The 17,021-nt window shown below is 59.5% G+C and carries 4 protein-coding genes; 3 read left to right on the top strand and 1 reads right to left on the bottom strand.

The window, feature by feature from the left end:
- Window positions 1-428: 428 nt before the first annotated feature.
- Window positions 429-3,527, bottom strand: coding sequence for a glycoside hydrolase family 32 protein (locus ABIQ96_RS01040; RefSeq protein ID WP_348212672.1), 3,099 nt, complete (start codon window positions 3,525-3,527; stop codon window positions 429-431).
- Window positions 3,528-4,587: 1,060 nt separating this feature from the next.
- Between ABIQ96_RS01040 and ABIQ96_RS01035 the strand changes: the two genes are divergently transcribed.
- The 3 genes from ABIQ96_RS01035 (at window position 4,588) to ABIQ96_RS01025 (ending at window position 17,019) form a co-directional block, all read left to right on the top strand.
- Window positions 4,588-5,715, top strand: coding sequence for a GntR family transcriptional regulator (locus ABIQ96_RS01035; RefSeq protein WP_348212671.1), 1,128 nt, complete (start codon window positions 4,588-4,590; stop codon window positions 5,713-5,715).
- A 279-nt stretch (window positions 5,716-5,994) separates the two neighbouring features.
- A complete protein-coding gene (locus tag ABIQ96_RS01030; RefSeq protein ID WP_348212670.1) occupies window positions 5,995-10,557 on the top strand; it encodes an autotransporter-associated beta strand repeat-containing protein in 4,563 nt (1,520 codons plus the stop codon).
- Window positions 10,558-10,758: 201 nt separating this feature from the next.
- Window positions 10,759-17,019 carry a lamin tail domain-containing protein gene (locus ABIQ96_RS01025; RefSeq protein ID WP_348212669.1) on the top strand — a complete coding sequence of 2,087 codons (6,261 nt, stop codon included), beginning with the start codon at window positions 10,759-10,761 and terminating at the stop codon, window positions 17,017-17,019.
- The last annotated feature ends 2 nt before the right edge of the window (window positions 17,020-17,021 follow it).

Genomic DNA, 17,021 nt, shown 5'->3' with positions numbered 1-17,021 from the left:
GTTTGCAACGAGAGAGGAGACGCCGACGTGGGAATCATCGCCTCACTGATTGAATTCCCCTCACAAGCCGATAAGGAGTCGTTTGCGACAACGAAAAAATCCCTGTGTTTGGAGGTTCCTGTCATGTCAGGTTTGTCGGTAATCATTACAAGTTCTTGGCGCTGATAGAATGCGCGAACGAAGCTTGATGGAATGTTGATCCATACCAGGAGAAGAGTCAGTCCGTGGTGATCCGGCTATGGCGGGCCCCGTCACCCGCTGAGCGAATTCGACGATGGATCAGGCTCTTTGCGCGAATTGAACCCGCTCCCTATCGATGAACATGATTCAGGGAATCGGACGTCAAAGCCGCGGGAAGAGCCGGTTTTTTGGATGTTAGCCCTTCACTTCGAGATCACGTTTGAGATCGATGGGTTCCGTTGACACGATCATGGTATGGTCGCCCGGAGGCGTGCGAATATCCTGCCGTTTGCCGTGTTCGAAGCGGGGATGTGAACGGTCACCATATCCGGGGTAGCGCTTTCATTGACCGTGACGACGACACCGCCGGAATGAGTTCCCCCGTTTTGATCGATCGGGATGTCGGTCCAACTGCCGTCGAGGCCGGAGCTCCATTGCACGGCGAGTGTGGAGCTCCCGAGCGAGGATTCGTCGCGGGTGAAGGAGAGCGTTAGTCCGTCGTCCGCGCTGGAGGTGACGGACGCCGCCGCGTCGCGGGCGAGCGGGTTTCCTCCGAGGATCCATTCGAGTCCGTTAGGGATGGCGTCTCCGTCCGGATCGGCGCCGAAGGCAGGGGATCTCCCGGGAGATCCGTCCAGTCCCTTCACATTGGTCCAAGCAGTGAATGGCGTTTGTCCGACGGCCTCCGTCCACGATCTGGCCATGCGGATCTCGTCGTGAGCCACAGTCCGGCCGTTCACGAAGGCACCGAAGGAAATGCCGTTGAATGACATGTCCGCGGCGGCCAGCCGGGTCAGGGTGGGGGAGCCCGGCTCGGTCGGGGAAGTCGGATTCCGGTAAATATAGACGTCATCGTTGCCCGCTTTGAAATCGATGCGCATGACATAGAAATTCACCGCCGTGCTTCCCGCTCCGATGGTGGTCTGCACGCTGTTAGGCGCGCGCAGGTTGATGTTGTTGCCCGCCTGGTCGTTGCCGATGCCGGCGATCCGGCCCGAATCGCCGAGATTGTCGCGGTGAAACTCGAATTCATAAAAGAGGCTGGTGCCGTTGGGCTGCTGCAGGAAGCTGACATAGAGAGTGGTTCCGTCCCCGCCGATGCGGCCGTTTGAGTCGACGTATCCGCGCGCTCCGAACGGTCCGGTGAGTGTGGTATCGAGCAGCCTGCCTATTCGGCGCCCGTTGGGAAGGCGGGTGTTGTTTCCTGATGAGAGGAGTCCGAAATCCGCGGGCGCATTGCCGCCGGCTGCCAGGCTTCCGGCGATGATATCCGCACTGCTGCTGTCGACCGTCTGCCAGGCGGCGGCCCAGCCTATACCTCCGTTTTTCCCTGATAGGTTTGCGGATCCGGCGGCATAGTCGAATCCCTCGTAGGCCATCGGGCCTGCCGGGATGATGGGGAAATCCGCTTCGAGCGTTACGTTGTCGGCGAGGTATTGTTTCTCTCCATCGGTAGCGGTCGTGCTGCCCGATGTGTTTTGAAGATCGATCACCGCGAATATTTCGGTGCCGACATCCGCAAGGACGGGAGTGAAGACTGCGGTCGCTCTAACGGGGGTGACGTTGGCGAGCGAAGGCAGTGCGGCATCGTCGGCGTTGACCGTTTTTGTTCCCGCCGATCCCAGCAAGGTTCCCTTGTCACCTGGAACTCCGGCGGTGACGCCTTTCCTGAACGACACCGTCAGATCGCCGGTGTAAGCGTAGTTTCCGGGGCCATCCATGATCCGCGCTCCCAAGTCAGCGCCTAGGGTGAAGGTTTTGCCGAGATCCGCCGAGGCGACATGGCCGAGGGACTGGAACAGGCCAGCACGGTTCTCCGTGGCTCTATTCCGCGCCTTCAGCGACGCTGCTCCGAGACCGGTGAAATTCGGATAGCCTGCTGCCTGGGTGAGGGCGTCGTTGCTGTCGTCCAGATACCCCGCCGCATCCGTCCAATCGCCGAAGGCCGTCCAGTTAGGAACCGCATTGTGAAACGTCGATCCGCTGGGGATTCCTGTTTCAAATCCTGGATTGAGGATCGTCGTGGCCAGCGGCGTTTCAGGCGTCCAAGAGGAGTTGAGCGACTTCACACTGAGCGAATACACATACGCCTGACCACCGATGGAGCGAAGCGAAGGTGTTCCGGTCCCACCGGTGGGGCTGATGTAATGTGCGCCGAAACTCTCGCCGTCGAAGGCGTAGGCTTCCAAGCTCAGGCGGTCGAGAAGCAGGCGCAGTTTCACCCGGCCGTTGCGGGGTGTTAGGGGTCCGTCCACCGAGGTGACGGTGCTGCCGTTAGTTCCGGTGTGGGTAAGGGCACCGCTGGCCACGTCATAGCGGACCGTGGTGCGCGGGAGATCGATGGCGATCTGCGTGGCGGTGCCGGGACTGAACTCCAGCGAGAGATCGACCAGGTCGAGGGTTCCCATGCCGTTGAACAGGTTGCTGGTGGTGGTGAGTGCCTGCTCTGTCACCACCTGGGTTGAGTTGACCAGCGTCGAGATCTCGGGAATCGGGAAGGAACAGAGACGAACGCCGGACGGCGTCGTTCGTAATGTTAGGTCGCATGGGAAGGACATTTGCTGGTTGAAGGGCACGCCGTAACTGGTGGCGGAGTTCGGACCACCATTCATCCATCCGATCTGCACCGTGCGGCCACCTGGGGCCTGGTTGAATGTCTGCGCGGCGTAGAAATCTCCGCGGCTTGCGTGAAACGGACCGGCTTCGGTGGTGAAGGTGGTGCCGTCGAACGTGCCGATCTCATAGTCGAAACTCGCATCGTAGATCACGCATTTGGTATTCGCGGGATTTCCGTCCACCGGAGCGAAGAACAGGTCCATGCATTCAAACGCCCAGTCGCGCAACAGGTCGGATGCGAACGTCCAATCCTTGAGATTGGTCGAGGTGAAAAAACGCACCCGGCCGGGGTTGGTATGCACCCACAGCACCATGACCCAGCGCTGCGAAGCTTCATGCCAAAATACCTTCGGATCGCGCTCGACGTTGTCGAAGCCTTGGTTGGGAACCACTGCGCGGCCGTTGTTGTAATATTGCCACGTTACGCCGCCATCGGTGCTGTAGGCCATCGCCTGATAGGACGGTCCCGTGTTCGCATAGGTGAAAAAGGCCACCAGTGTCTTGCGCGAACTCACCTGCATGCCGAGGCTGTTGTTGTGATCGACCACTGCTGTGCCCGAGTAGATCACGCCATTGCGGCCATCCACCTGATAGGGAAGCAGCGCATGGTCGACCTGCCGCCAGTGGAGCATGTCGGTGCTGACAGAGTGGCCCCAGACCTGGTTTCCTCCGCCGGTGCCCAGCGGATTGTGTTGGAAAAACAGATGGTAATCCCGGCCGTCGAAGACCATGCCGTTAGGGTCGTTGAGCCAGTTCCGGCGCGAGGTGAAATGGATCTGCGGACGCGACGTCTGGTCGTAGCCAACGCCTGGAGGATCCGCGGCGGGGAAGCCGGGAGTGAGTCTGAACCCGCCGTCACTGGCTGGAGCGGGCTCGTCACTGGCGGCGAAATCGTCGGCATTGATGTGCCCCAGCCACCCGTTGCCTGGTCGAAGATCACCACCCGGACGAGCTTTCCTGTTAGGACTGCGGCATCGAACGTCACTGGAAACATCGACTCACTGTCGAAGCCGGTGCCCATGGCATATTCCTGGCCTTCGCAGAGCAGCTTGATGCCGGTCTGGCCGGGCAGGTTTCCGCCGCCGGCGAGAAACGTAATGTAGCGTTTGGAGATCGTAAATTCCTGCGAGGTCAGCGTGCCGGTTGCTCCGTCGCCGCGGGTGTCCCCGGGATTTCCGGTAATGCCGTCGTAGTTTTCAAAGGTCCCGATCCAGTAGTTGCCCTGATGGAGGCTGGCGACATTTTCGCGGGCGGTGGTGTTGTCGCCGAAGGTTGGCTGGCGGGTGAAAGCTGTGCCGACGGCGGTCCAGTTAGAGAGTGTGCCTGCTTCGAAGTCGGAGTTGGGAAACAAAATCACTCCGGCAAACGCGGGCTGAACGGCGAGGGCTGCGACAGCCAGGACGATGGGTTTCAAGACGGGTTTCATCAGTTGATGCGGCGGGAAGGCAACTTTGAGGAAGTCGGCAACCTGCCGTAGCGGCAACCGGGAAACAGAAAATCTGAGAATTACTTGTATTGGCAGATCGGTAAGTGCTCATGACTGGAATACAGAAACGGGCTCCCGAAATTCTCCTTGCTGCGAAGTCACGGAATTTCTTTCTGCAATTCCTGTCATGACAATTGGAAAAATTCTTGCGTTTCAAAGGCCTATGATCGAATGAGTTGTGAAATCCTAGTGAAATCAGGAGTTTCACGGGCGAGACGCTCCGCGTTAACAACACGTTCAAACCCATTGAATTTCACGGCTAAACCTGTGCTGGTAGGTTTTGAATTCAGCAATGACAGATTCCCATGAATGCTTCATTTTCAACCAAACACGCCGAACTCGCGGCCGAATTGCGCAAGGAAATCTCTGCCGGCCGGTATGGCGAAGAGGGACGCCTGCCCAGCGAGGCCCAACTGGTCGAGCGCTTCGGGGTTTCGCGTCCAACCGTGGCTCAGGCACTGCGCACTCTGGGCGATGAGGGGCTGGTTATCCGCCGGGCGGGATCGGGGACCTATGCGAGACCCCCCAAGCAGCCTGCCACGGCTTCCGCCACGCGGATGTTGGCATTGTTGATGCCGGACTTCGGACATACTGAGATTTTCCAACTCATCGCCGGGCATCTCGCCAGTCTGGCCCGGCACCACGAATATGGCCTCGTCTGGGGCGGCTCGACCCTGCCGAAGCTGGATGCCGACACCCGGCTGGAGCATGGTGAGGAATTGTGCCAGCAGTTCATCGAAAAGCGGGTGGATGGTGTGTTTTTCGCTCCCTATGAACTGATGGAAGGCGGGGCCGAGGCGAATGGCAGAATGGTCAAGCGGTTGCGTGATGCCGGTATTCCCGTTGTGCTGGTCGATCACGATCTAACACCATTTCCGGAACGCAGTGAGTTCGATCTCGTCGGGGTCGACAATACCGGTGGCGGATATTTGTTAGGAAGACATCTCATCAAGCTCGGTTGCCTGAAATTTACCTGCGTGGCGCGTCCATGGTCGGCATCGACGGTTGATGCCCGCCACACCGGCATGTGGGAGGCGGTTCGCCGTTGCGGCGGCAACTCCTGCTCGGTGACAACCGAAAGGGGCAATGTCGCCGACCCGGTTTTCGCCAACAAGATCATGGCCGGGCGGCCGGATGCGATCGCCTGTGGCAACGATCATACAGCCGCCGTGCTTATCCAGACGTTGGGTAAACTCGGGGTTTCGGTGCCGGGCGACGTGCGGGTGGTGGGATTCGACGATGCGGGGTTCGCCGGCCTCGTGACGCCGCCTCTAACAACCGTTCGCCAGCCGTGTCAGGAAATCGCGATTTCCGCATTCCGCGCCATGATGGACCGCTTGGTCGATCCTTCGCTTCCTCCACGCAGCATCAGTCTGACACCCGGCTTGGTGGTTCGCGAGTCCTGTGGGGCTTACTCCAAGGGAGGAGTCTGAAATGAATTGCCGTGGCGGTTTTGATCGACTCGGAGACGGATTTCGCATTTCGAGGATTCAATAGGTTGAGATGGATTTTGCCCGGAAATTGTTGAATCATTGGGTCTGTAATATGCTGTAAATAAGCGGTTTGTGACATACTCCATAAACGAGGAGGTTCACAGAGTCCACAAACGGCACTATCTGAACCGGTCTCCACCACGGCTGCCGCAGTGGATGGGTGTCGGCAAATCCATTGCGTCCGACCTGTTTGATAAAACCCGAAATCCAATAAATCCAATGAAACCCCGTTCGCTTCGCAACTTCCCACGGACCCTGGTCGTCTGTTTCGCCCCTCTGATCGCTTGTAGCTCGGCCCACGCCCTCGTCGTGGCTGCCAACGAGGCTAACAACACCAATTCGTATACGCTTCCTTCGGGCGCGAATCTCCTCACCCTGCCAGCATCACCCGGCGTGGTGACCCACGAAGGGTCGGACGGCAATTGGAGCACCGTGATCGACGGCACCATCAGCGACGGTGGAGGTGGTGCGCTCGCGAGTTGCACGCCAAACAACGGCGATGTCGTCACTTTCCCATTGAATCTCACCGGTCACCCCGGTGGTCGTGATGTCACCTCCTTTGATTCCTACTGCTCATGGGGGAACAGCGGCCGCGACAACCAAGACTATACCCTCCAATATTCCACGGTGGCGGCTCCCACCACTTTCATCAACATCACTTCTGCCAGCGTCCACACCGGCAATGTCCGGTCGACCCACACCCGGCTGACGGACACCACCGGTTTTCTCGCCACCGGAGTCCACTCGCTCCGGGTCATTTTCAATAATCAGGAAAACGGCTACGTTGGTTATCGCGAGTTCATTGCTCAGGACACCACTCCGGTCGCCGCGGTCTCCAACCTGAAGAATGGCGACAACGCCTGGGTTCTGCCCGCAGGCCCAAATCTTCTCACCGCTCCGGCAGGCACCGCGAACACCCACGAAGGCTCGGACAGCAATTGGGGCAGACTGATCGACGGCAGCTTCGGTGACCACACCCAGACCTCCAGCGCCGTTACACCTAACGATGGCGATTCGGTTGTGTTCCCGCTGGATCTCACTGGCCACGCCGGAGGCCGCGACATCGCCACTTTCGATTCCTACGCCGCGTGGGCCAGCGATGGCCGCGATGACCAGCATTTCCTTCTTGAGTATGACACGGTGGCGAACCCGGGCGTTTACGTCCCCATCACCACCATCGCCAACACCAGCGAGTTCCTGAATGGCGGCAACCGCGCCACTCATTCCAGCGTCTCCTCCAATACAGGCTTCTTGGCCACTGGTGCCAAATCCATCAAGATCACGTTCAATGGTCAGGAAAATGGCTACGAAGGTTTCCGTGAGTTCATCGTGCGTGACACTCCTTACACGATCAACGTCGTCAACGAATCCAATAACACCGGAACGTGGTCCTTGCCATCGGGGACCAATCTCCTGAACAACGGCCTGACAAAAAATCCCGGAGCTCCGGCGGGCAGCAACCATGGCAACGGCGATAACACCGGCACGTCCTGGGGAATCCTGACCGATGGATCGACCGGCTCAGCGGGCGTACAAAATACCAGTGTTGCTCCCTTGAATGGCACTTCCGTCGAGCTTCCGCTGGACGTTTCAGCGAATACCAATGGTTACAACCTCACTTCGTTCGATTCCTATTGTGCATGGGGTGACGGCGGACGGGATGACCAGAATTTCACCATTCAGTACTCTAAGGTGGGGAGCGAGAGCACTTTCATCTCACTCGAGACTGTCAACAACCACACCCTTTCGCCGACGAACGCCACGCATACGCGGATTACCCCTACTTCAGGCTATCTCGCTACCAATGTGGCGGTGGTCAAGTTCCTCTTCAATAACCAGGAAAACGGCTATGCCGGCTATCGCGAATTCATCGCGCTGGGCTCCGCCGCCCCACTCGTCAATGACCTGACTTGGACCGGTAGCACCAATGCCAACTGGATCAACCCCTCGTCCGGCAACTGGAAAGACACCCTCAGTGGTGTGGCGGCACCTTTCGACTACCGCGCGCTGGTGCACTTCGATTCCACCCCGGCCACCAACCGGTCGATCACGATTCCGACAGCGCTGACGTCGGGCGGCCTGACGTTCAGCAACGATCTCGCCCATCCTTACACGTTCAGTGGTGACGTGCTCACCGTGACGAACAGCATTGACTTGACGGGTGCGGGCAGCGCCGCGTTTGCCAATTCCGTGACAGCCTCCGGTGTGTCGGTTTCCGGAACCGGCCACCTGACTCTTTCCGTTGACAATACTCTAACCGGAAGTGCGACGGTGAGCAACGGCTCGCTGACCTTTGGGAGTGACAGTGCGGTGGGCACCGCGGCGCTGTCGCTGAGCGGAGGCTCGGCCGGCTTCACCTCGCCACAGCCGATTCTCAACAGCCTTTCGGGAACCGGCGGGACCGTTTTCCTCGGCAATGCCGGATCGAACGCTCACACGGATCTGTTTGTAGGCGATGCGACCTCGTCGAGCTATGCCGGTTCCATTGCCGACGCATCCGTTTCCGCCACCGGCGGTCTGCTCAAGACCGGAACAGGCACGCTGACGCTGACAGGAGCGAACACCTACTCCGGAGTGACGACTGTTAGCGCCGGTGAACTGAAAATGGGCAAGCGGCTTTCCCTCTATAACGGAAACACCGCCAACTGGTCCGCCAGCAACATCCTTGTTGCGCCGGATGCCACTCTGACTCTCAGGGTGGGCGGCACCGGTGAGTTCACCAGTGCCGACGTTGCCGCGCTCAACACCGGAGGCTTCGATCCCGGTTCGACACTGAGCCTGGACACGACAAGCGGAGATGCCGAAATTTCCAACAACATCGGCGGCAGTGCGGCGATCGAGAAGCAGGGGATCAACAACCTCACGCTTTCCGGAACGAACACCTTCAGTTCGGGCATCACCGTTGATCAGGGGGCCCTATTCCTGGCAAACCCGGCGGGTGCTTCGATTCCCGGCGACCTGACCGTGGGTAACATCACGTTCGACGCATTTGCGATTGCGAATCTCCCCAACCAATTCGGTCCGAATTCGTTGATCAAATTCGTGACCGGCCCTGGTGCGGTGAACGGAAAATTCCAACTTCGCGGCAGCAATCAGACCGTCGCTGGTATCGAAAGTGGAACTGGTAACCGGATTGCAATCATCCAGAACGACGAGACCTCGGCACCGGGCTATACCTTCGATCCCGATCCCGCCACCCTAACGATCAATGCCGCCACCGATCATAGTTTCGCCGGTATCATCCGCGACCAGAACGGTGGCGCGCTGTCGCTGGTGAAAAACGGCGCGGGCACTCAGGAGCTGATCAACGCGCAGGTCCAAGGCTACGGCTATACCGGTGACACCACCATCAACCAAGGCACTCTCAAGCTCAACTTCAATGGTGGAAACACCGGCTTCGGATCCAACGTTATGGTCAACAGCCCGGCGACATTCGCGATCAACGCGGTGGGCGGAGACTATAACTTCGACAGGACGATCAACGGTGATGGCAACGTTGTTGTCACCGGAACCAATGCCGTTCGTTTCACCAACGTAGGCAACTCGTTCACCGCTGGCCTAACTGTCGGATCTCCCGAAGTTGCGTCCTACAATGGATTCCTGGCACTGGTTGCCTTAAACGGAGTGGTACAAGGTGCCGGCAACGGACCTGATCAAACTTGTATTGCGGGAGCCATGACTCCTACCAACGTGGTCACGGTCCAAGGGGGAGCCACTCTGGCACTCGATGGCATCGGGCCACTTGGTGAATCCTCCGTAGTGCCGGCTTATGCTCCATCCATTGTGATCAACAATTCGGGATTGAGAGGTTCAGGCCTGGCTTTCGTGGCCAACCTCACATTGAACAATGCCGAGGTCACAGTCGGCGACGGTATCGCCATTGCAGGATTCGACACCAGCTTGTGCTTCGTCGGCACCGTCACCGTTGGCGGCGACAGCAACCTGGCATCCACCATCAACACTCCCAATGCAGGGCCGAATGCCAATGTCTCGTTGGGATCGGCTGCTTTGCCTGGAACTGTTTTCGATGTGACCGATGTGACAGGCACTGCCGACGTCGATCTGGACGTGAACGCTGTTCTGAGAAACCTGAATGGTTTGGTTTCACCGTTGACGAAGACCGGTGCGGGGTCGATGTCGCTGAATCAAGCCAACACCTACACCGGGGACACCACGGTCTCCGGAGGAGAGTTGATTGTCAGCGGCAATTCCATCGCCGACTCCAACAAGGTGATCCTCAATGGCGGAAAACTCGGAGTTTCTGCTGATGAAACCGTCGGAAGACTGTTCTATGGAGGCGTGCAACAAATCGCGGGAACCTACGGCAGCACCACCTCCTCGGCTACCTACAAGAACGACAGCCGGTTTTCCGGATCTGCTGTTCTAACGGTCACCAATGGTCCTTCCCTGTCCTATGAAGACTGGGCCTTGGTCATCCCGAACGCCGCTGACCGCGACCGTACGGATGATGCGGACGGCGACGGCTTCTCGAACCTCAACGAGTTCCTTTTCGGCACTTCACCGATTGCTTCGAACGGCACCTTGTCAACCGTTCAGGACACGGGTTCCACGCTGATCATCCGCTGGTGTGAGCGTCTGAACAGCAGCAGCGTCTATGTGCTTCAGGAAAGCACGACGCTGAGTAGTTGGACAGCCAGCGGAGTAACTCCGACCACCGACGCCAATCAAACGGGACGCTACTCCGCGGACTACATCCGCAAGCAGGCGGTGATCCCGGTCGACAGCGCCAAGAAGTTCGTCCGCGTGCAAGGCACCGAATGATTCAGCGTGATTCGCGGTCGGCTTCAGGTTGACCACGAAATCACTACCATACAGCTAACAGCTCCCGGGGACTCGTCCAAAAAACGGTTTCCGGGGGCTTTCCCGCTCTCCGGAGCGAGGGTTGGAGTGGGTTCCACCGCCACCAATCCTCGCTCAGCCAGTGCGGTTCGTTTCACCACCCGAATTTTTTCACACCACCCGATGTCTTTTCCTGTCTTACTGCGAACCGCGCTCTTTGCAGTCGCGCTGTTGCCGGCGCATTTGCTGGCCGATGCCGTGGTGACGTTCAACGAAGTGAACTACAACCCGGTCGTCTCGCAGGATGCCGAGTGGATCGAGCTGCACAACCAGATGTCGGTAAATGTCGACCTGTCCGGATGGTCGCTCGCCAACGGCATCACCTACACCTTCGGAAGCGGAACCGTCATTCCTGCGGGAGGATTTCTAGTCGTCGCGAAAAATCCCGCCAATGCCGCGCTCACCGGAGTGCCGGGCGTTCTCGGTCCGTTTTCGGGAAATCTATCGAACTCCGGAGAAACCTTGGAACTTCTCAGTCGTTCCGGTCGCCTCATGGACCGCGTCACCTATGGTGACACCGGAGAATGGCCGATCGCCTCGGACGGGGTGGGGGCCACTCTGGCGAAACGTCTGCCCGGCACGGACTCGGAAAACGCCGCGAGTTGGACCGCCAGCCTCGCACCGGGCGGGACTCCCGCCGCCGCCAATTTCGCACCACCCGGAACCCTCATCCGGCACACTTGGGCGGACGAGAATTCCGTCTGGCGCTACAACGATTCCAACACCGCCCCGGCCGCCAACTGGAATACCAACGCCTTCAACGATGCCGCATGGCCGACGGGGCAGGCGTTGTTCGGCACCGCGTCGTCCACACCCGTGCTGACGGTCACGGCGAATCTAACCGAGCGTTATCGTGCCGGTGCCATCACCGGCGTGGCCAATGCCGCGACGTTCAGCCAATGGACCGACACCGCCACCTCCGACGGATCGACGCAGAGCGCGACCGCAGGGGGGAATCCGACCTATCGCACCAACGCCACTCCAACGGCGGAGCCGGTGGTTCGCTTCGATGGCAATGACGAATTCCGGACGACCTTGTCGCCCGGCATCTCGCCCTCGTCCGGCTTTGTCTATTTCATCGTCTGCAAGGCGATTTCCGTTCCCGACAACAGCGATTACATCTTCGACCGCAACCACACCATCGCCGACGCACCTCTCGTTTCGCTCAAAGCGTCTAACGGTCATTACCAGTTCCAGAAGCGCGACGACAGCAACAACGGTCTCGGCGGTCCCGTTTCCACCTCCCTGATCTCCACCACCCAGTTCCAGATCGTCGCCCTCCGCCGGAACACCGTCGCCGGTCGGTTCGAAATCTGGGTGGATGGCGTGATGGAGGGAACTACCGACGATCCCGGGGACAACCTTACTCCGCAACCCATCGTCATCGGGCGGCATGCCGTGACCGTGAGCGCCGGCTTCAACGGTGACATCGCGGAAATGCTCGTTTACAAGAGCGCCCTTTCCGACGCCGAATTCCAATCCGCCGGCGCATACCTCGAAGCCCGCTACGGCCTCACCACCGCATACCCTAACACAACGGTCGTCACTCCGCTCGCGGCCGCCACTCCGACGAGCTATTTCAGGAAAACCTTCACCTTCACCGGCGATCCGTCGCGCACGGAACTCCGCCTGGACCAGACCGTGGCCGATGGTGCTATTTTCTATCTGAACGGCCAGGAACTCACCCGTACGAACCTTCCCGCCGGCACCATCAGCCATGGCACGGCGGCCCTTTCCAACGTTCCCCAGCCTCTGCCAAGCGGCTTCCAGACGCTTTCGTCGTCGTCACTCGTCTCCGGCACCAACGTGCTTGCCGTTTCGCTTCATAAGGCTGCCGCGGATCCCAGCGCCTACTTTTCCGCGAGTCTGGCGGGGACGGAAACTCCGGCGGATCCGGGCCAGTCGCAGACTCTGAGGTTGAATGAAATCGCGGGCGCGTCCGATCCCTCGTTCTTCATCGAACTCCGCAACAACGGGGCCACCACCACTTCGCTGGTCGGCTGCACGCTGGGCATCTCAGGCGGAGCATCCTTCGCCCTGCCCGCGTCTTCTCTAACCGCCGGTGCCGTGGTAAGCTTCACCGAGGCCCAGCTCGGATTCCGGCCGCTTGTCGGTGACAAGATCGTCCTCCTCGCGACGAATGCGGCGATCACCGATGTCCAGATCGCAGCCGCCGCGATCGGCGGTCGCAGCGATGCCTATCCCGGCCAGTGGCTGCGTCCATCGGCTCCGACTCCCGGCGGGTTAAACCAGTTCGCTCTAACGAATGATATCGTCATCAACGAAATCTGCTACAAGGCGCCGGAACTTCCCTCCACCCCGGGAACGCCGCCTGTCACCAGTTCGATTCCGTTGGTTTCCTACGGTACCACCTGGCGCTACAACCAGTCCGGCGCGATCCTTGGTTCCAATTGGGCTGCTTCCGCCCACGCGGTCGGCAGCGGCTGGCAATCGGGACCGGGAACCCTGGCCTTTTCAAACAACGCGCTGCCGCTGGCGATCGGGACGGCGCTCAATTCCCCTGCGTCCAACAACCCGTTCGTCATCACCTACTATTTCGAAACGGACATCAACCTGTCCGCTGCGAATGCCGCGAATCTCAGTTCGGTGACGCTTTCCCATCTGATCGACGACGGTGCCGTCATCTATCTGAACGGAGTCGAGCTCACGCGTTTCAACGTGCCTGTCGGAACGGTCACGGCGGCAACCCTCGCGAATCCCGGCGTCACTACGGCCGCAGTGGTCGGACCGGTCACCCTGACGGTTCCGTCCGGAACCGCGGTTACCGGAACCAACCGGATCTCGGTCGAGGTCCATCAAAGCTCGACCAGCAGCAGCGACCTCGTTTTCGGACTCCAAGGCACGGCAACGGTCGTCACCACTCCCGGAGTTCCTGAATTCCCGGCTGCCCCGTCCCTGCAGCAATGGATCGAATTGTATAACCGCGGGACCTCCGCCGTGAACCTGTCCGCATGGAAATTCGCCGCGGGAATCGGCTATACCTTCGCCTCCGGCACCACGCTCGCCCCCGGTGCCCGCGTGGTTGTCGCGCGTGATCCGTTCCTGATTCCCCCGGCTCCGGGCCTCACTGTGTTAGGCCCGTGGTCGGGAAGCCTTTCCGGGTCTGGCGAGCGCATCCTGCTTCAGGATGCGTCGGGAAATCCGGCCGACGAGGTTTCCTATGTCGATGGCGGCCGTTGGCCGGGAACACCCGACGGAGGAGGCTCCACGCTTGAGCTTCGTGATCCGCATTCCGACAACTCGCTGCCGGAATCCTGGGCCGCCAGCGATGAAACCGCGCGCCGTTCGTGGCAAACCTACACCTATCAGGGCGTTGCTGCTGCGAGCTCCGTCGGTCCTGACGGTCAGTGGCGCGAGTTCATCCTGGGTCTTCTCGACGAAGGAGAAGTCCTGCTCGACGACATCACCGTCACCGAGAATCCCGGAGCCAGCGGCGTGTCCATGATCAGCGGTGGAAATTTCGAATCCGGCACGGGCGGATGGCGCTTCCTTGGAAACCACAGTGATGCCCGCATCGTCACCGACCCGGCCAATGCGTCGAACCACGCGCTCTATCTGCATTCCACCGGTGCGACCGAGCACATGCACAACCATGTCGAAACCACGTTTCCCGGAGCGCTCTCCGTCGTGAACGGACGGACCTATCAGATTTCGTTCAAGGCCCGCTGGATCAGCGGCTGCAACAAGCTCAACACCCGCCTGTATTTCAACCGGCTTCCGCGCACCACCGTGCTTCCCCGGACGCAGGTCCTCGGCACGCCTGGTCTCGCCAACTCGACCGTCTCGCCGAATATCGGTCCCGGGTTCACATTTCTCAATCATTCTCCTGCCGTGCCGGAACCCGGAGAAACCGTCACCGTCACCGCGCGCGCCAGCGATCCCGATGGCTTGGGAGCCCTGACGCTTTACTATTCGCCTTCCGGTGGCGCGTTCACGAGCGTGCCGATGACGCCGACCGGTGACGGCGCGACTTTCACCGCGCACATCCCCGGCTACGCAGCCGCTTCGGTGGTCCGCTTTTATGTTGCCGCCACCGATGCCGCCGCCGTTCCCGCCACCTCGTATTTCCCGGCGGAAGGAGCATTGGCCCACGCGATCTATCAGGTTAATGATGGTCTCGCCGCGACCAACGGTTTGAACAACATTCGTATCATCATGGCTCCGGCCGACGAATCGCTGCTCTATCAGGCGAACAATCTGATGAGCAACGATCGCATCGGTTGCACGGTGATCTATCGGGAAAACGAGATCTACTATAATGCCGGTGTCCGTTTGAAAAGCAGCCAGCGCGGACGCCAGAACTCGGCACGGGTTGGCTTCAATCTCTCGTTCAACGACGACCAGTTGTTCCGGGGCATCCACAGCAGCATCGCCATCGACCGCTCCGAGGGACAGATTACCGGCGCGCAGGAAATTCTTTACGATCACATGATGTATGCCAGCGGCGGCATTCCCGCCGAGAGCAACGATCTGGTGAAGGTCATCGCCCCGAATCCCGCCCACACCAGCACCGCGATCCTGCAGATGGCGCGCTTCGGACCGGTTTATCTCGATTCCCAGTTCGATCATGGCGCGGACGGCACGGTTTACGAATACGAGCTCATTTACTATCCGACCACTGCGGATGCGAACGGCTACAAACTGCCGCAGCCGGACAGCGTGGTCGGTGTGGGAATGACGAGTCTGGGTGATGATAAGGAAAGCTACCGCTGGTCCTATCTGACGAAAAATAGCGAGGACAAGGACGACTACAGCCGCGTCATCGCCATGACCAAGCAGTTCGACAAGACGGGCACGGCGTTCGACTCCACCGTCAACGACGTTCTGGACGTTGATCAATGGCTCCGCGCGCTCGCCTATTCCTGCGCCAGCGGGGCGGGGGATTCGTTCTTCGTGAACTCACAGCATAACGGGCAGTTCTTCGCCCGTCCGTCTGACGGACGTGTTCTCTATTTCCCGCACGATCTCGACTATGCCTACAATGCGACCCTGCCAATCTTCACCAGCAACGAGCTTCAGAAACTGACGGCCGACCCGGCCCGCCGCCGTGCCTATCTCGGACATTTATACGACATTTGCACCACCGTCTTCAACCAGTCCTACATGTCCGCCTGGACGACACATTATGGAAGCTTGCTGCCGAACGAAGACTTCCCCGGGCACTTGAGTTACATCAACACCCGTTCCAACTACATCCTGTCCGCCATTAATGCAGACACCGCACCCGTGACCTTTGCGATCACAACCAATGGCGGCGCGAATTTCGCCACCAACGATACTCCGGTCGCGCTCGCCGGCCAGGGCTGGGTGAATGTTAGGAATATCCGGCTCGCCGGATCGACCACTCCGCTTGGTGTTACCTGGACCTCATCCACCGCTTGGTCAACTGTCGTGTCTGTCGGCGCGGGAGCGAACGTGATCAACCTCGAAGCCGTTGATTTCAACGGACAGGTTGTGGGAGCGGACAGCATCACCATTACCAATTCCGGCAGCACCCAGCTTCCCGCTTCGAACAATCTGGTAGTTTCGGAAATCTACTATCACCCGCTCGTCCAAAGCGGCAACAGCGAGTATATCGAACTGCAAAACATCTCCACCACCGCGACGATCGACATGAGCGGATTGGCTTTCACTCAAGGCATTGGCTTCACCTTTGCCAACGGTGCGAGTCTGGCTCCCGGTGCGAAGGTCGTTGTCATCAAAAACACGGTGGCTTTCCAAAACGAGTTCGGCACCGGTCGTCCGGTGTCGACGGGACTGTTTACCGGCTCGCTCGCGAATGAAGGTGAGACCATCACGCTGCGTCGTGCCGACAGCACGCTGGTCCGGACCTTCGACTATGGTGTCGCCGCTCCATGGCCTACATTGCCCAGTAATTCCGACTACTCGCTGGTGTTGGTGAATCCGTTTTCAAACCCCGATCATTCCGATCCATTGAGCTGGCGCGCCAGCACCGCGGCGGGCGGTTCTCCGGGCGCGAGTGACTCGGTAGATTACGCGGCGTGGAAAGCAACCTACGGAAACCCGGCCGACAATCTCGATGCGGACGGTGACGGACTGACGACGCTGGCCGAATACTATCTTGGAGGAAATCCCAACGTCGCCGATCAGGGACTGGCACCCACCTACACCTTGGAAGCTGGCAACACGCTGCTGCTCTCTATCACACGTCCTGCCGATGTGGCTGGATTGAGCCTTGTCCCGGAAAGCTCGAACAATGTCGGCCAATGGCAGCCCGCCGCCGGTGTTGTTTTCGTCAGCAACGACCGCCTGCCCGGAAGTCCCGCACGCGATCGGCTCACGTTCCGAATCCCAAGCCCTAACGGAAGCATCCGGTTTTTCGTCCGGTTTGCGATCCATTGACC

It is taken from the genome of Luteolibacter sp. (assembly GCF_039920825.1).
Classification (GTDB): Bacteria; Verrucomicrobiota; Verrucomicrobiia; order Verrucomicrobiales; family Akkermansiaceae; genus Luteolibacter.
The sequence above is the reverse complement of the archived record's forward strand: the minus strand, read 5'-3'. Positions and strand labels throughout refer to the sequence as shown.

Coding starts and splice junctions, on each gene's coding strand:
- ABIQ96_RS01040 (WP_348212672.1), bottom strand. CDS start 3,527: ATGGTCTTCGACGGCCGGGATTACCATCTGTTTTTCCAACACAATCCG.
- ABIQ96_RS01035 (WP_348212671.1), top strand. CDS start 4,588: ATGAATGCTTCATTTTCAACCAAACACGCCGAACTCGCGGCCGAATTG.
- ABIQ96_RS01030 (WP_348212670.1), top strand. CDS start 5,995: ATGAAACCCCGTTCGCTTCGCAACTTCCCACGGACCCTGGTCGTCTGT.
- ABIQ96_RS01025 (WP_348212669.1), top strand. CDS start 10,759: ATGTCTTTTCCTGTCTTACTGCGAACCGCGCTCTTTGCAGTCGCGCTG.